This window comes from Ochrobactrum sp. C6C9 (genome assembly GCF_022627935.1).
In the GTDB taxonomy this organism is placed as follows: domain Bacteria; phylum Pseudomonadota; class Alphaproteobacteria; order Rhizobiales; family Rhizobiaceae; genus Brucella; species Brucella teleogrylli.
In genome coordinates this window covers 1-25,227 of the sequence record NZ_JABXGB010000037.1, presented here as the reverse complement: position 1 = coordinate 25,227, position 25,227 = coordinate 1, and the positions used below count along the sequence as shown (strand labels likewise).

Below are 25,227 nucleotides of genomic sequence, written 5' to 3'. Positions count from 1 at the left end.
CGATGAAGCTACACAAGCGTCATCGCAACCGCTGAACGTGGCGATCTCAGATAAGGTGCAGAGCGTTATCGAGGATAAGGAACTGGCAGGCGCCGGCATGCGGGCCATCGCGGTCATTCACAACGGTCAACTCATCGCCGAAACCTATGGCGAGGGCTTCAATGCCGACACGCCGCTGCTTGGTTGGTCGATGACAAAATCGGTCATGGCGACGCTCATTGGGATGCGCATTGGGGAAAACCGCATGGATCTGGCCAAAAGCGATCTTCTACCGGAATGGCAGAACGATGAGCGCGCCAGAATCACCATCGCCAATCTGATGGCGATGGAAAGCGGGCTGCGCTTCAACGAGAATTATGGCGCAGTGGCAGATGTCACCCGCATGCTGTTTCTGGAAAAGGACATGGCGGGATTTGCCGCTTCGCTGCCACTGGAAGCAGCACCTGGAACGAAATTCAACTATTCGAGCGGGACCGCGAATATTCTGTCGAGGCTGTTCATGAATAGTTTCGACAGCCGGAATGCGGCTTTGGTCTATCCGCGCATCGCCTTGTTCGAACCACTCGGCATGAGCAGCGCCCTATTGGAAACCGACGCGTCGGGCGTCTTTGCCGGGTCGTCCTATATGTACGCGACCGCGCGCGATTGGGCCCGTCTCGGAGCGTTTCTGGCAGAGGGCGGGAAGCTCGATGGAAGGCAGGTACTGCCAGCTGATTTCGTGGCGTTCATGCGCAAACCGTCAGCGGCCTCGGATGGCCGTTACGGTTCTGCGCAGGTCTGGTTGCAGTCCGGCGGTGCCAAAGCGGGCGAGGATGGCATTCCCGATGATGCTTTCTGGATGTCCGGCCATGACGGTCAAACCGTCATGATCGTACCGTCCTTGCATCTTTCTGTGGTGCGTCTGGGACTTACGCCATCCCGCTCCGGCTATAGCGTTCAGAACCTTGATGCGCAGATCATCGAAGCTCTTCGTTAGAACCTGGTTCAGCCACCACCAGCTTGCGGAAATCCTTGCCGCTTGGGTTCTGGAAAGCGCTCAAGCCGAATTCCGGCAGCACCGCGTAAAGGTGGTCGAAAATATCGGACTGTATCTGCTCGAATGAGGCCCAGACGGTGGTGTTGGTGAAGCAGTAGATTTCGAGTGGCAAGCCTGCCGGGGTTGGGTCCATCTGGCGCACCAGCAGCGTCATGCCTTTATGGATGCCGGGATGGTTGCGCAGATAGTTTTCCACATAGGCGCGGAAAGTGCCGATATTGGTGAAACGGCGCGTATTGACCGGGTTTTTGGCGCGGTCACCCAGCTTGTTGTTCCATTCGGCGATTTCCTTCGCCTTTTTTGGCAGATAGTCGGCCAGCCAGTCCACTGACGCCATTTTCGCGCGTTCGTCGTCGGTCAGGAAGCGGATTGAATTCTGGTCGATAAAGAGCGCGCGCTTGATGCGGCGGCCGCCCGATTCCTGCATGCCGCGATAGTTCTTCATCGGTTCGGTGATGAGCTTGCGGATCGGAATGGTGGTGATTGTTCTGTCGAAATTCTGCACCTTGACCGTATAAAGCGCGATTTCGGTCACATCGCCATTGGCGTCGAGATTTTTCATCTCGATCCAGTCGCCCACACGAACCATGTTGGAAGAGGCGATCTGCATACTGGCGACCAGTGAGAGCAATGTGTCCTGAAAAACGAGGATCAGCACCGCAGCCATGGCGCCGACACCGGACAGCAGAATAACCGGCGACTTGTCGAGCAGGGTTGCAATGATGAGGACGGCGGCGATGATATAGACGACCAGCTTGCCGACCTGAATATAGCCCTTCATGGGCCGATAACGGGCCTCTGGGCGGCGATGATAGAGCGTGTCGACTACACCCAACGCTGAATTCACAGCGAGAGCGAGCGTCAGAATGATGAAGGCGATCGCGACATTGCGAATGACGGTGATTGCCGTATCCGGCAACCCCGGTATCGCCAGAATGCCGGAAGAAATGATCAGGGCTGGAACGATATTGGCCAGACGGCTGATGACGCTGTGGCGTTTCAGTTCTTCATCCTGACCGAATGAAGTCTTCTGAACGAGCCGGTCGAGCAGCTTGAGCAGGATCGCCTTGATCAGAAAATTTGCGATGAATGCGGAGAGAAACAATCCGCCGAGTGCCGTGAGTGTCTCCGCCCACGGATATTTAACAAAGAATTCCGACAATAGATTTTCCCGAAACGAGTTTCCGTGCGTTTTGATGGACGCCGTTCAAAGACCGAAACAGTTTTGATGATTGTATCATCGAGATCTATTGCGAAATAATGCGGTGTGGCTCGTAAATCAACCGCAGAGAGTGTTTTTTAGCGGATGCCGATCCGGTTGAATTGTTCACAGATCGGAATTCCGTTGCGAATAGATACAGTATTTGACCTTCAAAGGGATGCGGTGATGCCGCCATCGACATAAAGCACATGGCCATTGACGAAAGAGGACGCGCCAGACGCAAGGAAAATGCAGGCGCCAACGAGTTCGTCAACCTTTCCCCAGCGGCCCGCAGGCGTGCGCTTTTCAAGCCAGCTTGAGAAAGCCGGGTCTGAAACGAGCGCGGCGTTGAGCGGCGTGTCGAAATATCCCGGAGCAATGGCGTTGCATTGCAAGCCATATCTCGCCCAGTCGGTGGCCATACCCTTGGTCAGATTGCCAACGGCACCTTTGGTCGCGGTATAAGGCGCGATGCCGGGCCTTGCGAGCGCGGTCTGAACGCTGGCAATGTTGATGATCTTGCCCGTTCCGCGCTTTATCATATGTCTGGCGACCGCCTGTCCGACATTGAACACGGTAGACACGTTGGCTTTCAGCAAGCGCTCAAAGGCATCGGCTGGAAAGTCTTCAAGCGGGGTGCGATGTTGCATGCCCGCATTGTTGACGAGAATGTCGATGGCGCCGACATCTGCTTCGAACCCGTCTATTGCCGCGCGGACGGTGTCGTGATCCGTCGCGTCGAAGGCCAGCATGTGCTTTACGCTGAGGCTGTCGGCAGCGACTTTCAACTTTGCCTCATCGCGACCGTTGAGGACGACGTCGGCACCGGCGGCGGCGAGACCTTTTGCCAGCGCATAGCCGATCCCCTGAGACGAGCCGGTCACAAGCGCGCGTTTGCCTGTCAGATCGAAGAGTTGGACGCTCATATCTTCTCCTGAAATTCTTTAGAGCGGTTCCGGTTAGTACGGAATCGAGGGGCCGTTCTATCTATTTGTTTTTACACATTATCCCACGCAAATCCGCTACGCACTTTTGCTGGAAATGCTCTAGCTGAATGCGATCTGGGTTTTCATCGACTTCGTTTTATCCGACGCAATGTCGAAGGCGCGCAGCGCATCGGAAAGGGGCAGCGTCTGCGTGATGAGGGGGTTGACGTCGATCAGCCCATCCTGCATGAGTTTGACCGCGATGGCGAATTCCTCGTGGAAGCGGAAGGAGCCGCGCAGATCGAGTTCTTTGGCTGTGATCGTCATGATCGGCAGGTTCATTTCGCCGCCCATGCCAAGCTGCACGATAACGCCGCGCGGCCTGATGGCATGTATGCCCGCCACAAGGGCGGATGCTGCACCGGAGCATTCGTACAAAATGTCGAATGAACCCTTGTTCTGAGCGTATTCCGCCAGACCATCCGGGTTCTCCGATAGGTTGACGGTGCGGTCCGCGCCGACCTTGCGGGCAAAATCAAGCGCTGGCCCGGAAATATCCGCTGCGACGATTTCAGCAGCGCCTGCGCGGCGGGCAGAGAGGATCGAAAGCGTGCCGATCGGGCCGCAACCTGTCACCAGCACGCGCTTGCCCAATATCTCGCCTGCACGGCGGGTGGCGTGCAGGGTGACCGAGAGCGGTTCTGCCATTGCTGCTTCACCGGCGCTGAGGCCGTCGGCTTTCACGCATTGGCTGGCTTTTGCGACAAGCCGTTCGCGGAACGCGCCTTGAATATGCGGGAAGGGCATAGCCGATCCGTAAAAGCGCATGTTGAAGCAATGATTGGGCAGCCCCTTGTGGCAATATTCGCAGTGGCCGCAGGGGCGGGACGGCGATATGGCGACCAGATCGCCAATGGCGAGCCCGGAAACCCCTTCGCCAAGTGCTGCAATATGGCCGGAAACCTCGTGTCCGAGGATCATCGGTTCCTTGACGCGCACGGTGCCGAAACCGCCGTGATTGTAATAATGCAGGTCCGAGCCGCATATGCCGCCAGCCGCGAGACGGATTTCAACCTCTCCCGGACCGGCCATCTCGAGCTCGCGCTCATCAATACGCAAGTCCTTTGCAGCGTGGATGACAATCGCTTTCATCGCGTCCTCACAGAACCGGATTGGGGATCAGTCGGCCCTGGAAATGAGCCGACAAATTATCGAAGATCATTTGTTTTCGAAACGGAATGTACGGCTTGTTTTCGCTCATCACAAATAGAAAGAGCGCCCCGAAGGGCGCTCTTTTATCTCAATAAAAATGCTCGCGGTTTCCCCCGTCGCTCGATCAGCTGCAGCCGCTCGTCGCGCCGCAGGTGTCGCACTTCAGGCAGGTGCCGTTACGCACCATGGTGAAGTTCTGGCACTCCGTGCAGCTGTCGCCGGTGTAACCCTGCATCATCGACTTGATGCGGCGGTCCGCTTCGAGCTTCTTTGCCGAGTTGGCGCTTTCAGCACGGGCCGAAGCAGCGTCGGCAGCAGCCTTGTCTGAGAACAGTTCCGTTGCAGCTGAGGTTTCCTGCTGCTGTACCGGAGCGGTCTGCTCTTCAAACTCACGCTTGAAAGCCGTTGCACCTTCCGTCACCAGACCGATGGTCGCCGGGCGACCAGCCGGGGTAGCACTCGACTTCAAAGTCGTGACATTCGAAGCCTGCGGCGCCGATGCAGTCGAACCCTTGGCTTCGCTGCCGCCCGGTGCCGTATTGGTCACCAGTGTCGGCTTGTAGCCGCGCGTCCAGCCGGTCGAGACCAGATTGGTCTTGCCTTCCTTGATGCCCTTGCCAAGCGCTGTGTTCGAGAAATCGCTCGTGTCAACATGGGCGAGATCGTTGCGGCCCAGATAGGACACGGCCAGTTCGCGGAACACATAGTCGATGATCGACGTTGCGGTCTTGATCGCGTCATTGCCGATGACGATGCCAGCCGGTTCGAACTTGGTGAAGGTGAATGCCTCCACATATTCTTCCAGCGGCACGCCATATTGCAGGCCGAGCGACACGGCGATGGCGAAGTTGTTCATCATCGCACGGAAAGCAGCGCCTTCCTTGTGCATATCGATGAAGATTTCGCCGAGGCGCCCGTCACCGAACTCGCCGGTGCGCAGATAGACCTTGTGTCCGCCGACGACGGCCTTCTGGGTATAGCCCTGACGACGGTTCGGAAGCTTTTCGCGCTCATGCACGATCTTCTCGATCACCTTCTCGACGATGCGCTCCGTCACCTGAACGGCACGAGCGGCTGCCGGTGCTTCGATCAGCGCTTCGACTGCATCATCTTCGTCTTCATCATCCGAGATCAGCGCTGCGTTGAGCGGCTGCGAGAGCTTGGAACCGTCGCGATAAAGCGCATTGGCCTTCAGAGCCAGCTTCCAGGACAGCATGTAAGCGTTCTTGCAGTCCTCGACGGTCGCGTCATTCGGCATGTTGATCGTTTTGGAGATCGCGCCCGAAATGAACGGCTGCGCGGCAGCCATCATGCGGATGTGGCTATCGACCGACAGATAGCGCTTGCCGATCTTGCCGCATGGATTGGCGCAATCGAAAACCGCGTAATGCTCTTCCTTGAGGAACGGTGCGCCTTCGAGGGTCATCGCGCCGCAAACGTGAATGTTGGCGGCTTCGATGTCCTTCTTGGAGAAACCGAGCGTTGGCAGCATTTCGAACGAGAAGTCGTTCAGCTGTTCGTCGGTGAGTTTCAGCACGTCCTTGCAGAAGTCTTCGCCAAGCGTCCACTTGTTGAAAGCGAACTTGATGTCGAAGGCGCTCTTGAGCGCTGCATTCAGGGCTTCGATCTTCTCATCGGTGAAGCCTTTGCCGCGCAGCGACGAAGGATTGACGCCCGGTGCCTGATTGATGTTGCCGTGACCGACAGCATAGGCTTCGATTTCGGCGATCTGGCTTTCCGAATAACCGAGCGTGCGGAGTGCTTCCGGCACGGCGCGGTTGATGATCTTGAAGTAGCCGCCACCGGCCAGCTTCTTGAACTTCACCAGTGCAAAGTCAGGCTCGATGCCGGTCGTGTCGCAGTCCATGACGAGGCCGATCGTGCCTGTTGGCGCGATAACGGTGGACTGGGCGTTGCGGTAGCCATGCTTTTCGCCAAGTTCCAGCGCCTTGTCCCAGGCCGCGCGGGCATGGGTGATCAGATCCTGATCCGGGCAGTCTTCGGCAATTAGCGCCACCGGGTTGACGGCGAGGCCTTCATAACCTTCCGTCTTGCCATGAGCGGCCAGACGATGGTTGCGCATGACACGCAGCATATGTTCGGCGTTTGGTTCGTAGCTTGGGAAGGTGCCCAGTTCCTTCGCCATTTCAGCGGAGGTTGCATAGGCAATACCGGTCATGATCGCGGTCAGCGCACCGCAGATGGCGCGGCCTTCATCGGAGTCATAAGGAATACCGGAGGTCATCAGCAGGCCGCCAATATTGGCATAGCCGAGGCCGAGCGTGCGGTATTCGTAGGAGAGGCGGGCAATTTCCTTGGACGGGAACTGCGCCATCATCACCGAGATTTCGAGAACGATGGTCCACAGGCGGGCCGTGTGCTCGTAAGCTGCAATGTCGAACGAACCGTCCTTGTTGCGATAGGTGAGCAGGTTGATCGACGCCAGATTACAGGCCGTATCGTCAAGGAACATATATTCCGAGCACGGATTGGAGGCGCGGATCGGACCTGCGACCGGGCAGGTGTGCCAGTCGTTCATGGTGGTGTTGTAGTGCAGACCCGGATCAGCGGACGCCCATGCGGCATAACCGATCTTTTCCCAAAGATCGCGCGCCTTGAGCGTCTTCATGACCTTGCCGTCCTTGCGTGCGGTCAGGTTCCAGTCGCTGTCGTTTTCGACGGCGCGCAGGAATTCATCCTTCAGCGAGACGGAGTTGTTCGAGTTCTGGCCTGAAACGGTGAGATAGGCTTCCGAGTCCCAGTCCGTGTCGTAGGTCTTGAACTGAATGTCCGTATAGCCCTGACGCGCGAACTGGATCACGCGCTTGACGTAGTTTTCCGGCACCTGGTTCTTCTTCGCGGCCTTGATTTCGCGCTTCAGGGCAGGGTTCTTCGACGGATCGAAGCAATCGTCATTATCTGCTTCGCAGTTGACGCAGGCTTTCATGATTGCAGCCAGATGCTGCTTGACGATCTTGGAACCGGTGACGAGCGAAGCAACCTTCTGCTCTTCCTTCACCTTCCAGTCGATATATTCCTCGATATCCGGATGGTCGATGTCGACAACGACCATCTTTGCAGCGCGGCGCGTGGTGCCGCCCGACTTGATGGCGCCCGCAGCGCGGTCACCGATCTTGAGGAAGCTCATCAGGCCCGACGACTTGCCGCCGCCGGAAAGCTTTTCGCCTTCGCCACGCAGATGGCTGAAGTTGGAGCCTGTGCCGGAGCCATATTTGAACAGGCGCGCTTCACGCACCCACAGATCCATGATGCCGCCTTCATTGACCAGATCGTCAGCGACGGACTGGATGAAGCAGGCATGCGGCTGCGGGTGTTCATAGGATGACTTGGATTTGGTCAGCTTGCCGGTCTGCCAGTCGACATAGAAATGGCCCTGGCCGGGGCCGTCAATGCCATAAGCCCAATGCAGGCCGGTGTTGAACCATTGCGGGCTGTTCGGCGCGACGCGTTGTGTGGCGAGCATATAGGCAAGCTCATCGCGGAAGGCGAGAGCGTCTTCTTCCGAACCGAAATAGCCGCCCTTCCAGCCCCAATAGGTCCAGGTGCCAGCGAGACGGTCGAAAACCTGACAGGCATCCATTTCGGAGCCATAACGCTCGTTCTGCGGCAGCGACGCCAGCGCATCCTCATCGGCGACCGAGCGCCACAGCCACGACGGAACGTCGTTTTCTTCGACTTTCTTCAATTGGGCAGGCACGCCAGCCTTGCGGAAATATTTCTGCGCAAGGATATCGGCCGCAACCTGACTGAACTGAGCCGGTACATTTATGTTTTCCAGGCGGAATACGATGGATCCATCGGGATTCTTGATCTCGCTGGTCGCAGTCCGAAACGCGATGTCCGCATAGGCCGACTGATTCTCTTTCGTGAAACGGCGTTCGATCTTCATCTTTTCCATCCAAACGTTCTATATATAGTAGCCCCAAGGGTGAGTTTCCACCATGGCCTGCCACGTGCTGTCTGTACCGCGTCTCTGTTTCGAAAGCCCAACTGCGGGGAAGGGCTTCTTGGTGAGGACACCGGCAGATATCCGGGGCCCCAAAATCCTGCTTCTGCCGTATCCGGCGCGCAACAAAACACCCCATGGCAGTCGAAACCATCCTCGTCAGGGCATTGCAAACCAACAAATCAGCAGATCGAAAAATACTCTATCTTGTAAGAAGCATGAGCGCAAATACTAAATCTAGTGTTAACGCTCTTTCGTCATGTGGCTGCATCTGCTTCTCCAAAGGCGGTCCGACCCGGAATTCGGGCACGACGAAGTCCGGAGCGACAACTACGCTGAATAAGCGCAACGCCCGTTCCAGAACTTGACTAACCTGAAAGAAAGACCGGCTATTCAGACGCCCGGCCACGCCACTTACGCAACGATAAGTTCATAAAAAACGACTCGGCTGCGAGCGTCAAGCATTGGTTTGTTGTAAGGCGTCTAACGCTAGATATTGTGCGTCAGTCGCTGGGGGCGAATGTGGATAACGGGGAGAAGAGAAGCTTTTGTGAACGAAGCCGGCTAAAACGCTTTTACCTCTTTTTAACCAAATATGGAGGGCAATTATTTTGCAAAAACAGCAGGATCAAGCCGCTTGCTAATGCAAGCTTTGAGCAAAATGCCTCTTCCGGCCCCGCCATTCACGCTGCAATTGCCGAAAAATGCCGCCGTTGGACGCTCGCGATTTTCACCGTCAGCGTGATGCCCACGGGGATCATACGGCCCTATGGCTGGAATAGCCGCAGGAAACGCCGCATCAAAGCCGAATGACGATGGATAAAAAGCGTTGAGGGGGAAACGACGCTGCTATTCGGCGGCGACGACCATACCCGAATCACCGAAACGGAGAAGAATCTGCTTCAACTCTGTCTCTTCGACGCGCCGGGCGGCTTCGTGCGGGCAAACCCATTCGCAGATGCGCTGATCCCGTTCCGGCCAGCTTTTTTCCTGGCCGGTGAAACGGACGGCGTAAACGGCCACCGAAAACTGGTTGATCCGCTCGGGCGGCATATCCATCTTGCAGTAATTATAGCTGCCAATGGGTTCCGGGGAGACATCGCCGCGTATGCCTGCTTCTTCGAAGGCTTCGCGCAAGGCTGTTTCCGCAAGCGTGCGACCGACTTGCGGCCAACCTTTGGGGATGATCCAGCGGCCCGTGCCACGGCTTGTGATAACGAGAACCTGAAGGGCATCCATTTCGCGGCGGTAGACAAGGGCTGCAACCTGCTGCAAACGGCCAGAAGGCGTAAGAATACGCTTTTCCGTTGCGATAAGTTGTTTGGCTGCCGTCTTCACTGCTGGTTTCCCTCTTTTCCTTAAAATGGAACGATTCGCCAAAATAACAACTGATCAAATACGCAACAGTTCTTACAAAGGGGAAAAAAGCCCTTTATTTTAAAGCTACTATTAAAATACAGGAGAGGCGTATCGTTTTCGAACGCCGAACCTGAGCGCGATCAGCGTCATTTCATGTGCTTTCTATAGCACGTGAATACGGCAAAAATATCATTTTTTTGTTTTCGCTTTTTTTCGTTTTCGCACATCCTTGAAAACTTTCGTGGTTTTTTGAGAAATCCCTCCATTCTGAATGGTCTTGGGGCGATAACAGTGACGGACAATAAAAAATGCCAGCCGGTAAGGCTGGCATTTAGAATTTACTATCGGGCGTTAGAGCGCGTTTCAATCTGATTGGATCAGATCGGCACTCTAACAGTTTGTCATAACGCGCCTTATGTCCGAAATCCGTTTCACACTTTTCGGGGCGCGCGCTAAGCGAAAACTATCCGCGCTTGTCGCCTGCAATCGGTTCCAGATAGGTGTAGCCCATATCCCACGGGAAATAGATCCAAGTGTCCTGCGATACCTCGGTCACGAATGTATCGACCAGCGGACGGCCTTTCGGCTTGGCATAAACCGTTGCAAAATGCGCCTTCGGCATCATCTCGCGCACGATTGCGGCCGTCTTGCCGGTATCGGTGAGGTCGTCGACGACGATCACGCCTTCACCGCCATTTTCCAGAAGCTGGTCGCCGATACCCTTCAGAATTTGCATTTCGCCCTGCGACGTGTAGTCGTGATAGGAGGCAATGCAGACGGTTTCAATCAGGCGGATGCCGAGTTCACGGCAGATAATGGCCGCAGGCACCAGACCGCCGCGCGTAATGGCGACGATCGCACGCCAATCGTGCCCCATGCCGGAAATGCGCCAGGCAAGCGCGCGGGCATCGCGGTGGAACTGATCCCAGGATACGGGAAAGGCTTTATCGGGCAAGGACATCGAAACGCTCCATCGAACAGTCCGTGGGCTGTGGCCACAGACTGGCTAAACCAAAAATGCGCGATGACCACCGTCAAGCGCGCTGAACTGTGTAGACCTTCGCTTTCGCCATCTGCGCCCACCATAATAGGGGCTGCAATACTATGAAAAGGTTTCTTCAACCCGGCACAGTCAGCGCCGGGTAGTGCTGATAACCGCAAAAACACCGATCTTGCAAGTCTGTTATGGCTTGAAGGCGTTCATTGCCACCAATTGGGGATAATTGCCCGCTCTGAATGAGCGGACATGTCACCGAGAAAACAGTGTCAGGACGGGGAGGTCATTCAGCATGGATCGCGTCACTCCACCGAAAACAAGCTCGCGCAGGCGCGAATGGCTATAGGCGCCCATGACGAGCAGATCGGCACGTTCCGCAACGATGTGCTCCCGCAGCGCATCCTGCGCATAGCGCCCATGCGAGGCGAGCGGCGTCACGTTGACCTCAATGCCATGGCGGGCGATGGATTCGGCCAATTCGGTTCCGGCGAGCGCTTCGTCCTCGCCCTCGGCTTCCGGCGGATCGACCCAGACGATTTCCGTCCGTCCAGCCTGTTTCATCAAGGGCAGCGCATCGAAAGCGGCGCGCGCGGCCTCTCTTTTGCCGTTGAAGGCAACGACGATCCGGTCAAGGGACAATTGCGGCAAGACGGGTGCGTAGGGCACGAGCAGCACAGGGCAGCTCGCATTGAAGACAATCGTGTCGGCGGCTTCGTCATTGGTAGCCGGATCATCGGGGTCCGGCTGGCCCGCGACCAGCAATTCCGCGCCGAGACAGGAGGTCAACACGCCATCAGCGGCGGTGCCGGTTTCCGAGCGGGTGATACGAAATTCGAAATGCGCATCCTGACGGCGCATTTCTTCTTCAAAGACGTGTTTCAGCCGCTCGGAGAGTTCCTTGTGCTGCTTGTCGTGCAGCTCGAACATGCCTGGATCGATAAAGCCGTTGGGATCGGCATAGACGATGGGAGAGGGGATGGAATAGAGGCCGATGACATGAAGGTCGGGCACTTTTCGCATCAAAAGCGCGACGGCGGACAGAACCCGCTTCAGTTCAGCCTCGCTCCGGGAATAGGCAACCACCGTTTTGTAGGTCATGACCGATCTCCTTCCAGCTGTGTTTCCATTTTAGCATAGAAAGCAACGCGTTGCGTAGGCAAAAGGTTGCAAGGCATAAAGAGTTGTCAGCTTGCGCCAGAAGCCACCAGCCCGGCAATCATGGCTTCAATTTCGACAACTGCCGCATCAATCTTTTGCGGATCGCTGCCGCGTACCACGAGTTCGGTGCTGAAGCGCCCGCCTTCGAATTTCGGATAGGAACCGATGATCGTATCAGGGTTCTGCTTCTGGATTTCGGCCAGTGGCGCGCCGATGACGCCTTCGCCGAACGGGCAATGCACCGCGCGCGACAACAGCTTGCGCCCGGTCCGCAGCGTAGGGAGAACATTGTCGAGCATGGCCTGAAACACGGACGGCACGCCCGCCATCACATAAACATTGCCGATATGAAAGCCCGGTGCAGCAGAAACCGGATTGTCGATATGTTCCGAACCCTCTGGCATGCGGGCCATGCGCTTGCGGGAATCGGTGAATTCCAGACCCCGCCGCGCATAATTGTCGCCGAGAAGCTTCATGGCTTTTTCATCATAGATGCAGGGCACGCCAAAGGCTTTCGATACAGCGTCGGCGGTGATGTCGTCATGGGTGGGGCCGATGCCGCCAGACGTAAAGACATAATCATAGTTCGAACGCAGGGCATTGAGGGCGGCAACGATGGCGTCTTCCTCGTCCGGCACGATCCGCACTTCCTTGAGGTCAATGCCCGCAGCCGTCAGCAGATCGGCGAGATGCCCGATATTCTTATCCTTGGTGCGCCCGGAAAGAAGTTCGTCGCCAATGGCGAGCATTGCAGCCCTGACGGCCTGCTGCGAAGTGTCGGTCATACCCAGACTCCATTTCAATCTGGCGACAGTTAAGCCTCAGCCGCACCCAGCCGCAACCGGTTTTCGCAAAAGGCAAAATGTTCCTCCCTTGGTCCACCTTTCCAAAATGAAAATGCTCTCTAGTTGAGTGAATGCGGAAAAGGGGTTCCGTAAAATCGAAAACGGAGACGTCAGATGGTAAAGGTTCTGGTGCTGTACTATTCGTCCTATGGACATATGGAGCAGATGGCCAAGGCTGCGGCAGAAGGTGCGCGCGAAGGCGGCGCAGAGGTCACGATCAAGCGGGTGCCCGAACTGGTGCCGCTCGAAGTCGCCAAGGCCTCGCATTACAAGGTCGATCAGGACGCACCCATCGCATCGCCGAACGATCTGGTCGAATATGACGCCATTATATTGGGCACGGCGACCCGCTATGGCATGATGGCCTCGCAGATGAAGAATTTTCTCGATCAGACCGGTGGTCTGTGGGCAAAGGGCGCGCTGCTCAACAAGGTTGGCTCGGTGATGGTTTCAACGGCGACGCAACATGGCGGCGCGGAACTCGCGCTGATTTCGGCGCAGTGGCAGTTGCAGCATCATGGCATGATCATCGTGCCGCTTTCCTATGCCTATCAGGGGCAGATGGGCAATGATGTCGTGCGCGGCGGGGCGCCCTATGGCATGACGACGACGGCAGATGGCGACGGCTCGCGCCAACCATCCGAACAGGAACTGGAAGGCGCGCGTTTTCAGGGCAAGCGTGTTGCAGAAATCACCGCCAAGCTGCACGGCTGAGATATCTGATTAAAACAAAAGCCGCCGAGAAAACACGGCGGCTTTTGCGTATGAAAAATTGTGGTGCGGTCGGCGGGACTTGAACCCGCAAGCCTAAAAGGCGACGGATTTTAAGTCCGTTGCGTATACCAATTTCGCCACGACCGCAGCGACTGGATTTCTATGTCATGATTTGCGCGATGATTTCAAGACAGAAAGCTTGTCAGCAATAACAGCGAATTTCCGAATATCTGCATGTTCTAAAATAGAAAAGAGACGCCATCGCTTTAATTATTGCAGTTGCATCCAAGCTTATAGCTTCATCCTTGTTTGCATGGGCAAACCCGTATAGCGATAAGCCCTATCGAGTAGGAATGAAGAAAGTTTAAGTATGACCGCCTTCGTCAAATCCGTGGCTCAGGCCGAAAAGGCAATGCGTGCGCTTTTCCCCGAGACACAATTGCAGCTCAACGATTATCTCTCCCGCAAATATGGTGCGGAGATTTGGTTGAAGCGCGAAGATCTGACGCCGGTGCGCTCCTACAAGATTCGTGGCGCTTTCAATTTCATTTCCAAGGCAGTGAAAACGACTGATGAGAACGCGGTGTTCGTCTGCGCTTCGGCAGGCAATCACGCGCAGGGTTTCGCTTTCGTTTGCCGCCATTTCGGTCGCAAGGGTGTTGTTTTCATGCCGGTGACCACGCCGCAGCAGAAAATCGACAAGACCCGCGCTTTCGGTGCTGAATTCATTGAAATCAAGCTGGTCGGCGATATTTTCGACGTTTGTTATGCCGCTTCGCAGGAATTTGCGGCCAGCAACAACGGTGTCATGGTGCCGCCATTCGACCATCCGGGTATCGTGGAAGGACAGGCAACCGTCGCTTTGGAAATCGAAAGGCAGCTACCGGAGGGCAAAAAGCCCGATCTGGTTCTGCTGCCGGTGGGCGGCGGCGGGCTTTCCGGTGGCGTGACGCAGTATATTTCCGATCTCGGCTGGAAAACCGCGTTTCGCTTTGTCGAACCGAAGGGCGCCGCAAGCCTGAAAGGCAGCCTTGAGGCCGGCAAGCGCATCAAGCTTGCCCATGTCGATAATTTTGTTGACGGGGCGGCGGTTGCCGAGATCGGCAAAGAAAACTTCAAGCTTCTCAAAGGCTTCGACGCAAAGTCTGTCATAACGGTTCCGGAAAACCGTCTCTGCGCGACCATCATTGAAATGCTCAATATTGAGGGCGTGGTGCTGGAGCCAGCGGGCGCTTTGGGCATAGACGCGCTGAAGGATTTCAAGAAAAGCGAAATCAAGGGCAAGCGCATCGTGATTGTCGTTTCGGGCGGGAATTTTGATTTCGAACGCCTGCCGGATGTGCGCGAAAGGGCGCTTCGCTTTGAAGGTTTGAAGAAATACTTCATTTTCCGCTTCCCGCAGCGTCCGGGCGCATTGCGCTCGTTCCTCGATCTGCTGGGGCCGGAAGATGATATTGCCCGCTTCGAATATCTGAAGAAATCGGCGCGCAATTTCGGCTCGGTGCTGATCGGCATCGAAACGAAGGATGCCGCGAATTTCAAGCTCCTGGAAAAGAAATTCGGTGAAGCCGGTTGGGCTTATCAGGACATTACGGATAATCAGGTTCTAGCTGATTTCATCATTTGAACCGGAGCTAAGCGTCTGAATCAAAAAGGCGACAGGCCATGGCGAAAATGGTGATTTCGAGAACCGGAGCGCAGCGTACTTGAACGTACGTGAGCACCGGAAGCGCAGAAATTGCCATTTGCAGACCGGCATGATGGCTTTTGGATCAGACGCGAAAACGAAATCATTTGCTTTTTTGCTCAAACCACCCCATATGGGCGGCAGGCGCATGGGCCGACGTTAGTTGTCGGCTTTCCCGGCATTGGACTTGTTGCGTCACACCTTTGTCTTCCGGAATGGTCTGGAAACGGAGGGGACCTGAGATTTGCTCGGGCACGGCTGCGCAAGTCGCCAGGGGTTTTCCCGGCGTCCCGTCGTTATCATAAAAACAGATTTGGCTCGGGCAAGTTGCGCTTTCCCGGCATTGAAAGCGGATCGCAGATGTGCGGTGCCGCCGAAAGAGATTGAATTGACAAATGAAAATACGAGCGGCTTTGCCGCTCTTGGCGTCACCGGCGTTTTGCTTAAAGGTGTCGAAGCTGCTGGCATGACCGAACCGAAGCCGATCCAGACGCAGGCCATCCCGCCGCAGCTGGAAGGCAAGGACATTCTCGGCATTGCGCAGACCGGCTCGGGCAAGACCGCGGCTTTCAGCCTGCCGATCCTGCAAAAGATCATCGGTCTGGGCGATAAGCGCCGCCCGAAGACGGCGCGTGCGCTTGTCCTCGCACCGACCCGCGAGCTGGCCGTCCAGATTGAACAGACGATCCGCAATGTTTCCAAGAGTGCGCATATCTCGACTGCGCTCGTGCTCGGTGGCGTATCGAAGCTGACGCAGATCAAGCGTATCGCGCCCGGCATTGACGTGCTGATCGCAACGCCGGGCCGTCTGACGGATCTGATGCGCGAAGGTCTGGTTGACCTTTCGCAGACCCGCTGGCTGGTGCTCGATGAAGCCGATCGCATGCTCGATATGGGCTTCATCAACGATGTGAAGCGTATTGCCAAGGCAACTCATGCCGACCGCCAGACCGCGCTTTTTTCGGCAACCATGCCGAAGGAAATCGCGGCGCTTGCGGGTAGCCTGCTTCGTGATCCGGTTCGTGTGGAAGTTGCGCCGCAGGGCACGACGGCTGCCGAAATCACCCAGGTTGTGCATCCTGTGCCGACCAAGGAAAAGCGCCGTCTTCTGTCGGCTCTGCTGGCCGACAAGAACATGCGCTCGGTCATCGTCTTCACCCGCACCAAGCATGGTGCGGATGCGGTTGTGCGCCACCTTGAGCGCGACAAGTTCGACGTTGCGGCCATTCACGGCAACAAGTCGCAGAATGCCCGCCAGCGCGCGCTGAACGGTTTCCGCGATGGCACATTACGCATTCTGGTTGCGACCGACATCGCCGCGCGCGGTATTGATGTTCCCGGCATCAGCCATGTCGTCAACTACGACCTTCCTGACGAGCCGGAAACTTACGTGCATCGTATCGGTCGCACCGGGCGCAATGGCGCAAGCGGCGCTTCGATCACCCTGTACGATCAGGCGACCGAGGATTCGAAGCTGCGTGCAGTAGAACGTGTGACCCGCACCAAGCTTCCGATCAAGGAGGCTCCGGTCAAGCTTGCTCCGGCGCCAACGGCAGCGCCGCGCATTTCGATTGTGGGCGAAGACAAACCGCAGAAGACGCAGCACCGCAAGGGCCCGTCGCCGCAGCAGCATCGTCGCCCAGCGCAGAAGCCGGGCGAACATCGTGGGGGCAACCACGCTTCCGCAGGTGGTCATGCCAATGCGACTGGCGAAGCTGCACCGAAGGCAAAGCGCCCATTCCGCCGCAAGCGCCGCACAGGCAATGGCGGCGGTGGTCAGCGCGCTGCGTAACCGTCTTTCGGAACATCTTTTACAAAAGCCGCCCATTTCGGGCGGCTTTTTCTTTTGGGATGGCCTTTTGTGGATTGAGTTTGCCAGTTGGTGTGGAAAATTATTCCATCCTTCCTTGAAGGGCAGGGCAGTTCCTCATACTTTCCGGGCAAACAATTCGGCCCAAGATGAAGGATGGAAGCTATGCTCCAATCGGTTCTAGACGCAATCGGTAACACGCCATTGATTCGTCTCAAGAAGGCTTCCGAAATCACCGGTTGCGAGATTTACGGCAAGGCTGAATTCCTCAATCCGGGACAGTCGGTCAAGGACCGCGCGGCGCTTTACATTATCCGTGACGCCGAAAAGCGCGGCCTGCTTCGCCCCGGCGGTGTCATTGTTGAGGGCACGGCAGGCAATACCGGCATTGGCCTGACGCTCGTTGCCAAGGCGCTCGGCTATCGCACGGTCATCGTCATTCCGGAAACGCAGAGCCAGGAAAAGAAGGATGCGCTGCGTCTGCTCGGAGCGGAACTCATCGAAGTTCCGGCAGCGCCTTATCGCAATCCCAACAATTATGTACGACTGTCGGGGCGGCTGGCCGAACAGCTCGCCAAAACCGAACCGAATGGCGCGATCTGGGCCAACCAGTTCGATAATCCAATCAATCGTCAGGCGCATATCGAGACCACTGCGCCGGAGATCTGGCGCGATACCAATGGCAAGGTCGACGGTTTCGTGGCGGCGGTCGGATCGGGCGGTACGCTTGTCGGGACGGCCTTTGGTTTGAAGGAACACAATCGCGACATCAAGATCGCGCTCGCCGATCCTTATGGCGCGGCACTTTACTCCTATTACACGACCGGCGAATTGAAAGCCGAGGGCGATTCGATCACCGAAGGCATCGGGCAGGGGCGTATCACGGCCAATCTGGAAGGGTTCACACCTGATTTCTCCTATCGCGTTGCGGATGCCGACGCGCTCGACGTTGTGTTCGATCTCGTGGAGAATGAGGGGCTTTGCCTTGGCGGTTCTTCTGGCATCAACATCGCCGGTGCGATCCGGCTTGCAAAAGATCTCGGGCCGGGCCACACAATTGTGACGGTGCTTTGCGACTATGGTAATCGTTACCAGTCGAAAATGTTCAATCCATCCTTCCTGCGCGGCAAGAACCTGCCGGTGCCGGGCTGGCTGGAAACGAAAACCGAGATAGACATACCGTTCGAGGAATAAAACAATGGCCTATGAGACCGATGCGCTTTTCCGTGAAGATTCCTATCTTTCAACGGCGGAGGGCAAGGTTCTCGCCATTACCGACACCGGCGGCATTATTCTCGACCAGACGAATTTCTATGCGACCTCCGGCGGACAGCCGGGGGATATCGGCTTTTTCGAGCGCGCCGATGGATCGCGGATCGAGATTACCGCGACCGTTACCGGCGAAAACAAGAATGAAATCGTCCACGTGCCCGGCGAAGGTCAGGCCGTGCCGACAGTCGGTGAAACACTCGTCCTGCATATCGACTGGCCGCGCCGCTATAAGCTGATGCGCATGCACACTGCCTGCCATCTGTTGTCAGTCGCCTGTCCGTTTCCGATCACCGGTGCTGCGGTGGGCGAGGATGAAAGCCGTGTCGATTTCGATCTGCCCGATCCGACCTACACGAAGGAATTCGTGACCGAAAAGATCATGGAACTGGTCAAGGCCAACGATCCGGTTTCGATCAACTGGATCAGCGATGAAGAATTTCTCGCCAATCCTGATATTGTGAAATCGAAGAATGTCCGCCCGCCTGTCGGGCTCGGACGCATCCGGCTTGTCGCCATTGGTGAAAATGGCGCGGTGGATTCCCAGCCATGCGGCGGCACCCATGTGTCCGAAACGCAGGAAGTGGGCGAAATCCATATCGGCAAGATCGAGAAAAAGGGCAAGGAAAACCGCCGTTTTCGTATCCGCTTCGGTGCTTTGCCGGACGCGTGAGCATACAGGAGTTTTGACTATGGCTGAGAAAAGCGCATTTGTCGTTTCACGTGACTGGTTGAAGGAGCGGCTGGAAAAGCCGGGCATCGCCATTGTGGATGCATCCTGGTATCTGCCTGCGGCGGGACGCAATGGCCTTGAAGAGTATCATGGGGCGCATATTCCGGGCGCAGTGTTCTTCGATCAGGACGTGATCGCCGACAAGGATTCTGGCCTGCCGCACACTTTGCCATCGCCCGAACTCTTCGCGCAGCATGTCGGCGCCATGGGCATCATGGCAGATGAAACCGTGGTGGTCTATGATGGGCCCGGCATGTTTGCAGCACCGCGTGTCTGGTGGATGTTCCGCATCATGGGCGTTAAAAACGTCTTCGTTCTCGATGGCGGTTTCGATGGCTGGAAGGCAGCAGGATATCCCGTGACCGACGAACCGACGAAGATTGCGGCGACGCTGTTCACGCCTGCTTTCGATCCGGCTGGCGTCGTCGATTTTGCCGAAATGCGGGAACTCGTCGATGAACGCCGTACTCAGATTGCCGATGCGCGCGCTGCCGGACGTTTTACCGGTCGCGACGCCGAACCGCGCGCGGGCATGCGCTCCGGTCATATGCCGGGCGCACGTAATGTTCCAGTCGGTACGCTGTCGGAGAACGGCGAGCTGAAGGATCTGGATAGTCTGCGCGCAATTTTCGACAAGGCTGGCGTCGATCTCACCAAGCCTGTCGTCACAAGCTGCGGCTCTGGTGTCACGGCGGCGGTCATCATGCTGGCGCTGGCCTCGCTCGGCCATAAGGATAACCGGCTTTATGACGGTTCCTGGAGCGAATGGGGTAGCAGGCAGGATACCCCGGTAGTGACGGGCGAAGCCGACTGATCATGGTCGAAAAGCTGAAAGCCCGCATTACGCATCTGGAAATGCAGTCGCGACCGGCGATTTCCGTGCCGGTTCCCTCTGGTTTGCGGCTCGCCATCATGCGGGCGAGCGGCATGCCGGTGCATTTCTATCGCTATCTTTACGAGCAGGTGGGGCGGCAGCATCACTGGATGATGCGCCGCGTGCAGAGCGATGCGGAAGTGGCCGACATTATCCACGCCGATACGAGTGAAATTCACGTGCTTTATGCCGATGGCAATCCAGCCGGTTTTGTGGAACTCGATCTGACAGCCATGCCGGAAACGGCAGAAATCCTCTATTTTGGCCTGATGCCCGATTTTCAGGGGCGGGGGCTTGGCAAGTTCTTTCTCAGTGAAGCAATCTCGGCGGCCTGGGCGCACGGGCCGCAGAAAATTGCGATCCATACCAATACGCTCGACAGCCCGCGCGCTTTGCAGCTCTATCAGAAGATGGGTTTTGTTCCGGTCGGCTGGTCGGAGGAAGAAGTTATCCCTTGGGTTGAATAGCTCACCGAATATCAGCTGCGCGCTATTTCGCGACCACTGTTGATAGAGACAACTGAAGCGCTCGCCAGTCGAGCGCTTTCTTCATCCAGCACCACGCAATTGCGTCCGCGTTGCTTGGCCATATACAGGCAGCGGTCGGCGCGGCTCATCACTTGCGAATTGGTTTCGGTTTTTGGAGCGGAAGCCACGCCGATGCTGATCGTCAGCGGATAGACCTGATATTCGGTCGAGTGAAAGGGCGTACCTTCCACTTCCGTGCGGATGCGCTGCGCTACGCGCACGCCGGTTTCGCTGCTGGCGCCCGGCAGGAAGACGCAGAATTCCTCGCCGCCGATGCGCCCGACCAGATCGCCTTTACGCGTCACGTTTTGCAGGGCAAAAGCAATCAGCTTTAAAGCACGGTCGCCGGCGCTGTGGCCGAACGTATCGTTGATGGCTTTGAAGTGGTCGGCATCGATCACCATCAGTACACCTGTTTCAATACGCGACCGGCTGACTTTCATGGCGTCGAAAAGCGCTTCGCGATTGAGCAATCCCGTCATGTGATCGACGCGCGCGCGCGCCTGCAATTCAACATGCGCTCTCTCAAGCTGGGTATAGGCGTCTTTCAGCCTGTTATGCTGCCGGAAAATATAAGCGAGTGACGGAAAAGCCGTGGCAAAGGGAATTCCAGAGCTGAGCGCCAGCGCCACAATCCCAGGTCTTTCACCAGACAGGGCGGCAGCAGTCCAGGTCAGCGTGACAGAAAACAGCACGACAGAAAGGGTTATCACTCCTGCTTTCCATAAAGCTGCCTTCATTTCCTTACTCCCCGTCCCCGGATCAGGATTATCTGTTTGCCACTCGAAACCTTACGTTAAGGGAGCAATTGATTGAACGGCTTATAAGAGCAACTGCTCGTAAGGAAAAGATACCAAAAAGCCCGGATGCAACTTTTCCAAGAAGCGTACCCCGAAAGACACAATTTAAGGTTTTAGTTGTCCTCGTGCGGGTAAGCAAAAAGACAACAAGAGCGGGGGAGGTATCGGGATTTTCGAAGGATATATTCGCTTTGAAATGGCTAACATAAGCAAGGGACGGAAACAACCGCCCGGAGCAGTTTCAGCGAAAGTTGAATCACCGTAATCCCTATAATCTTTGGCTTTTGCGCACATTTTATCCGAAACAGCTTCGTGCTTTTCGAACCATGCTCAAGCGACGAAGACGAGCCTTCCGAGGCGTACAGATGGCAAGGACGCTTCGAAAAAACTCGTCTTATCCGGGCAGTGCATAACGTTTGGAGATTTCCGGTTGTGAACCGGTAAGGCGGTGGTCGTCAGAAGACAGCGAGGTATTTCAGCAGCGAGATGATGCCGATGATGATCACGATAACTTGAGCGATCTGTTTCACCTTCGCATCCAGTGGCAGCATGTTGATGAGATAAAGCACGAGGAAGATAACAAGAATTGTTATCAGAAGGCCGATGAGGATGGACATAGCTGTTCTGACCCTTACTGGAACGGCGCATTGTTCTTACCGTCTGACCGCCGCTCCTCCAGAACGTCAGACTGAACGTTAAGCGAAAAGGCTGGTGCAAGAGCCCAAGTCCTTTCGCAGCATTCTCGTCTCCCGTTGGAAAACGATATGCCGGATAACGTTTCGACGTAGAGAAAGTTCCGCTGGAACTGCGAGCGGGAAGGGCGAAGGGTGGCTGGATTTGAACTACCGCCACCCGCAGAAGAATATTATCCCTGCTTCATGGTGCCGCTTTCGCGACGGCGTGTGTGCCAGCTGAAAGCTTCTTCCAGAAGGTGTGGCGTGTGGCCGCCACGCGCGCAGGCGCGCTCGAAATAATCATTGAGCTGGTCGCGATAATCCGGATGCGCGCAATTGTGGATGATCACACGGGCGCGCTCACGCGGGGCGAGGCCGCGCAAATCGGCGAGCCCCTGTTCGGTCACCAGAATATCGACGTCATGTTCGGTGTGGTCCACATGGGTGACCATCGGAACGATAGACGAAATGGCGCCATTTTTGGCTTCGGACTTGCTGACGAAGATCGAGATATAAGCATTGCGCGCAAAATCACCCGAGCCGCCAATACCGTTCATCATATGTGTGCCATCGACATGGGTGGAATTCACATTGCCATAAATATCGAACTCAAGCGCGGTGTTGATGCCGATAATGCCGAGGCGGCGAATGACTTCCGGGTGGTTGCTGATTTCCTGCGGGCGCAGGATCAGCTTGTCGCGATAGCGGTCGATATTGTTAAAGACGCGCTCGCCGACGGCGGGGCTGAGCGTGATCGATGCACCGGAGGCGTAGTCCAGCTTTCCAGCATCGAAAAGCTCGAAGGTGCTGTCCTGCAGCACTTCGCTATACATACGCAGATTGTGGAAAGGGCTATCGGCAAAACCGTTGAGCACAGCGTTTGCAATGGTGCCAATGCCGGCCTGAAGCGGGTTCAGTGTCAGATCGAGACGGCCATGCTCCACTTCCTGCTTAAGAAAATTGATCAGGTGGGTGGCAATGGCAACGGTTTCGCTGTCGGCAGGTTCGACCGTCGAGGCGCTGTCGTTTTCCTGCGTAATGACGATACCGGCAATTTTCTCGACCGGAATCGGAATATAGGGCAGGCCGACGCGGCTGTCGCAGGCCGTGACCGGGATGGGGTCGCGGGTAGGGCGCTTCGTCGGAATATAGATGTCGTGCAGGCCCTCAAGCGCCATAGGCTGATTGAGATTGACCTCGACGATCACCTTCTCGGCCAGGATGGCAAAGCTTGCCGAATTGCCGACCGACGTGGTCGGAATGATGCCACCGCTTTCGGTGATCGCCAGCGCCTCGACAACAGCATAATCGATCGGGCCGATCTGGTTGGAACGCAGCTGCTCGACCGTCTCCGACAGATGCTGGTCGATGAACATGACCTCACCGCGATTGATCGCGGAACGCAGGGTACGGTCGACCTGAAACGGCATACGGCGCGCAAGCACATGGGCTTCGGTCAGGATCTTGTCGACGTCATGTCCAAGCGAAGCGCCGGTAATCAGCGTGATCTGAAAAGGATCGGTTGCCGCACGCGCGGCCATGGCAACCGGAACTGCCTTGGCGTCACCGGCGCGGGTAAAGCCGCTCATGCCGACGATCATGCCATCCTTAATGAGGCTGGCCGCCTGCTCAGGCGTGATGATCTTTTCTCGTAGCGAAGCGTTTCGAATACGTGCTTCCAACATCTATAACTCTACCTTCTATCCCATCCAGCCAGCGGGCCGGGAATGCCCGTTTAATATGCGTCAAGACCCACAAATGCCGGTCAGGAACGCGAGCGCTGGAACCCATGTCGGGTCATACAACATGTACACCACGAATACATGCTGCTTTGGTCTTAGACCGTTCCAGGCTCCATACACTTTTCAGTCATTCTCATGATGCGCGCAGTGAGGAAATGATTTTAATCAACCGCCGATTTTGTCAATCACAGATGAGATGAAACGCCTGATCAGTCACGCCTTAAGCGTCGGGCCGGTCACGTTTTTTGTGTTTGTTATCTTAATATAATTAGATATTACTTATATTGATTCAATAAATAAAACAAATATATTTGCAATGTAAATTTCAATGCATCATATTAAATTGATAACGGGGCGGGGGATATGATTATATTATTATTCTATAATTTATATTATCGACTAATATCCATTCTTTTTTTCGTTTTGTTTCTGTTGACGATTTGCGCAACTGCTAATGCGCAGGGGCCGACACAAGCCCCAAAGCCTGTGCAAGTTGGCGTTTATGTCAGCGAACCTTTCGTCAACAATGAGGGCAATAGTTACTCCGGCATGGCGATCGATATCTGGCAAAACGTCGCTGCACGCCTGAATATTGCATCGCATTATGTGGAATTTCAAAACTACGGCGCGTTGATGAGGGCCGTTTCCGAGGGCGAAGTCGATGCAGCCGTTACCAATCTGACCATCACCGAAAGCCGGGCTGAGGTCGCCGATTTTACCTATCCATGGTTTGATGCCGGTCTGCGTATCATGGTGCATACCCAGGCCGGAACCGGCTGGGATGATCTTGTCGGACGCCTCGGCCGCGCTGGCCATCTGACCACCTATGTCTGGATTTTGGGCATCCTTCTTGCAGCGACGGTGCTTCTGACGCTGTTCGACAGGCGTTTTGATGAAAGTTTTCCGAAACGGTGGCGGGAAGGGCTGGCGGAGAGTTTCCATCATGTGGTTTCGATTGCCACTTCCGGCAAAACCTCACGCAAAAATCTGTTCGGTTGGATTGGACGTATCTGGCAAACCTTCTGGATGGTTTTCGGCATCGCCATTATCGCCTATGTCACATCATCGATCACCAGCGTGATGACCGTGGCGCATATCGACAACAGGATATCGAACCTGAACGACCTGCAGAGAAAATCCGTTGGTGTGCGAACTGGCAGCGTTGCAGAACAGTTTCTGAAATCCCGCTCCATCGCCACCGTTACGTTCGATCATTTGCCGGAAGCCGTTACCGCGCTCGTCAATGACGAGATAGCGGCAATCGTCGCAGACGGTCCCGTGCTGGAATATTATATGCATCAGCATACCGATCAGCCGCTCGATCTTGTCGGCGGTGCATTCAGCCCGGACAAATACGGATTTGCATTTCCGCGTCACAGCGAACTCGTCCAACCAGCCAGCGTAGCCATCATCAGCCTGCATGAAAGCGAGGAGATCGCAAAGCTGAGGGCCAAATATCTCGGCGCGGCGAAGTGAGTGAGGGTACGAGCACTGATGGATTCTCGCGTTTCGAATTGAACGATATGCCGTTGGTGTCAGGCCCATATCGCAGGTCAGATCGGTATGGCCATCGTAGGTCAGTCGCACTTCAAGCTAGAACCCACCCCCTGTTATATATGTTGTTTTAGCAAGTTAAGGATGCGACAGCGCCAGCAAGATAGAAATGCGACAGGCGCGCACGCTCAGCCCCCATTCC

General features: G+C 56.0%; 21 protein-coding genes and 1 tRNA gene. 10 read left to right on the top strand and 12 right to left on the bottom strand.

The window, feature by feature from the left end; genetic code table 11:
• Window positions 1–976, top strand: a 976-nt coding sequence (locus HWD97_RS21320) for a serine hydrolase domain-containing protein (protein ID WP_371835538.1), incomplete at its 5' end; no start/stop codon positions are given.
• Here the strand turns inward: HWD97_RS21320 and HWD97_RS21315 are convergent.
• The 4 genes from HWD97_RS21315 to HWD97_RS21300 all read right to left on the bottom strand — a co-directional run bounded on the left by HWD97_RS21315 (window position 957) and on the right by HWD97_RS21300 (window position 8,285).
• On the bottom strand, window positions 957–2,198 hold the full coding sequence (locus HWD97_RS21315) for a mechanosensitive ion channel family protein (protein WP_109369104.1): 1,242 nt from the start codon (window positions 2,196–2,198) through the stop codon (window positions 957–959). The two genes, HWD97_RS21320 and HWD97_RS21315, sit on opposite strands and share 20 nt — an antisense overlap.
• Window positions 2,199–2,407: 209 nt before the next feature.
• Window positions 2,408–3,163, bottom strand: a complete 756-nt coding sequence (locus HWD97_RS21310; protein ID WP_109369103.1) for an SDR family oxidoreductase — start codon at window positions 3,161–3,163, stop codon at window positions 2,408–2,410.
• Between the two features lie 120 nt (window positions 3,164–3,283).
• Window positions 3,284–4,315: an L-idonate 5-dehydrogenase gene (locus HWD97_RS21305; protein WP_109369102.1), complete on the bottom strand. Its 1,032-nt coding sequence runs from the start codon at window positions 4,313–4,315 to the stop codon at window positions 3,284–3,286.
• A gap of 184 nt (window positions 4,316–4,499) precedes the next feature.
• Window positions 4,500–8,285 (bottom strand): vitamin B12-dependent ribonucleotide reductase, encoded by a 3,786-nt coding sequence (locus HWD97_RS21300; protein ID WP_371835537.1) that lies wholly within the window; start codon window positions 8,283–8,285, stop codon window positions 4,500–4,502.
• A 555-nt stretch (window positions 8,286–8,840) separates the two neighbouring features.
• Between HWD97_RS21300 and HWD97_RS21295 the strand changes: the two genes are divergently transcribed.
• Complete coding sequence (locus HWD97_RS21295; RefSeq protein WP_124916090.1) at window positions 8,841–9,155, top strand: hypothetical protein; 315 nt, start codon at window positions 8,841–8,843, stop codon at window positions 9,153–9,155.
• 36 nt (window positions 9,156–9,191) lie between these two features.
• Here the strand turns inward: HWD97_RS21295 and HWD97_RS21290 are convergent, their stop codons facing one another.
• The 4 genes from HWD97_RS21290 to HWD97_RS21275 all read right to left on the bottom strand — a co-directional run bounded on the left by HWD97_RS21290 (window position 9,192) and on the right by HWD97_RS21275 (window position 12,641).
• Window positions 9,192–9,680: an NUDIX hydrolase gene (locus HWD97_RS21290; RefSeq protein WP_109369101.1), complete on the bottom strand. Its 489-nt coding sequence runs from the start codon at window positions 9,678–9,680 to the stop codon at window positions 9,192–9,194.
• 484 nt (window positions 9,681–10,164) lie between these two features.
• Window positions 10,165–10,662 (bottom strand): xanthine phosphoribosyltransferase, encoded by a 498-nt coding sequence (gene gpt, locus HWD97_RS21285; RefSeq protein ID WP_109369100.1) that lies wholly within the window; start codon window positions 10,660–10,662, stop codon window positions 10,165–10,167.
• Window positions 10,663–10,950: 288 nt separating this feature from the next.
• Window positions 10,951–11,796 carry a universal stress protein gene (locus HWD97_RS21280; protein ID WP_371835536.1) on the bottom strand — a complete coding sequence of 282 codons (846 nt, stop codon included), beginning with the start codon at window positions 11,794–11,796 and terminating at the stop codon, window positions 10,951–10,953.
• An 86-nt stretch (window positions 11,797–11,882) separates the two neighbouring features.
• Window positions 11,883–12,641, bottom strand: coding sequence for a competence/damage-inducible protein A (locus HWD97_RS21275; protein WP_109369098.1), 759 nt, complete (start codon window positions 12,639–12,641; stop codon window positions 11,883–11,885).
• Between the two features lie 174 nt (window positions 12,642–12,815).
• On the opposite strand from HWD97_RS21275, the gene wrbA reads away from it, so the two are divergent.
• A complete protein-coding gene (gene wrbA, locus HWD97_RS21270) occupies window positions 12,816–13,415 on the top strand; it encodes an NAD(P)H:quinone oxidoreductase type IV (protein ID WP_109369097.1) in 600 nt (199 codons plus the stop codon).
• A gap of 61 nt (window positions 13,416–13,476) precedes the next feature.
• Here wrbA and HWD97_RS21265 read toward each other — a convergent pair.
• Window positions 13,477–13,562, bottom strand: a tRNA-Leu gene (locus HWD97_RS21265).
• A 223-nt stretch (window positions 13,563–13,785) separates the two neighbouring features.
• Here HWD97_RS21265 and ilvA point away from each other — a divergent pair.
• The 6 genes from ilvA (at window position 13,786) to HWD97_RS21235 (ending at window position 20,255) form a co-directional block, all read left to right on the top strand.
• A complete protein-coding gene (gene ilvA, locus HWD97_RS21260; RefSeq protein WP_109369096.1) occupies window positions 13,786–15,042 on the top strand; it encodes a threonine ammonia-lyase IlvA in 1,257 nt (418 codons plus the stop codon).
• 448 nt (window positions 15,043–15,490) lie between these two features.
• Window positions 15,491–16,894, top strand: a complete 1,404-nt coding sequence (locus tag HWD97_RS21255; protein WP_371830783.1) for a DEAD/DEAH box helicase — start codon at window positions 15,491–15,493, stop codon at window positions 16,892–16,894.
• A gap of 183 nt (window positions 16,895–17,077) precedes the next feature.
• Window positions 17,078–18,106, top strand: a complete 1,029-nt coding sequence (locus HWD97_RS21250; protein WP_109370236.1) for a cysteine synthase A — start codon at window positions 17,078–17,080, stop codon at window positions 18,104–18,106.
• 4 nt (window positions 18,107–18,110) lie between these two features.
• Window positions 18,111–18,854, top strand: a complete 744-nt coding sequence (locus tag HWD97_RS21245; RefSeq protein WP_109369094.1) for an alanyl-tRNA editing protein — start codon at window positions 18,111–18,113, stop codon at window positions 18,852–18,854.
• A 19-nt stretch (window positions 18,855–18,873) separates the two neighbouring features.
• Window positions 18,874–19,728 (top strand): 3-mercaptopyruvate sulfurtransferase, encoded by an 855-nt coding sequence (gene sseA / locus HWD97_RS21240; protein WP_109369093.1) that lies wholly within the window; start codon window positions 18,874–18,876, stop codon window positions 19,726–19,728.
• 2 nt (window positions 19,729–19,730) lie between these two features.
• Window positions 19,731–20,255: an N-acetyltransferase gene (locus HWD97_RS21235; RefSeq protein ID WP_109369092.1), complete on the top strand. Its 525-nt coding sequence runs from the start codon at window positions 19,731–19,733 to the stop codon at window positions 20,253–20,255.
• Between the two features lie 11 nt (window positions 20,256–20,266).
• Here the strand turns inward: HWD97_RS21235 and HWD97_RS21230 are convergent, their stop codons facing one another.
• The 3 genes from HWD97_RS21230 to HWD97_RS21220 form a co-directional block, all read right to left on the bottom strand.
• The gene (locus HWD97_RS21230) at window positions 20,267–21,055 is read right to left on the bottom strand and encodes a GGDEF domain-containing protein (RefSeq protein WP_109369091.1); all 789 of its coding nucleotides are present in this window, start codon (window positions 21,053–21,055) and stop codon (window positions 20,267–20,269) included.
• A gap of 515 nt (window positions 21,056–21,570) precedes the next feature.
• Window positions 21,571–21,732 (bottom strand): Thivi_2564 family membrane protein, encoded by a 162-nt coding sequence (locus HWD97_RS21225; protein WP_167836030.1) that lies wholly within the window; start codon window positions 21,730–21,732, stop codon window positions 21,571–21,573.
• Between the two features lie 248 nt (window positions 21,733–21,980).
• Window positions 21,981–23,474: an acetyl-CoA hydrolase/transferase family protein gene (locus HWD97_RS21220; RefSeq protein ID WP_109369090.1), complete on the bottom strand. Its 1,494-nt coding sequence runs from the start codon at window positions 23,472–23,474 to the stop codon at window positions 21,981–21,983.
• A gap of 543 nt (window positions 23,475–24,017) precedes the next feature.
• Between HWD97_RS21220 and HWD97_RS21215 the strand changes: the two genes are divergently transcribed.
• Entirely contained in the window at window positions 24,018–25,007 is a 990-nt protein-coding gene (locus HWD97_RS21215; RefSeq protein WP_235858873.1) for a transporter substrate-binding domain-containing protein, read from the top strand.
• The last annotated feature ends 220 nt before the right edge of the window (window positions 25,008–25,227 follow it).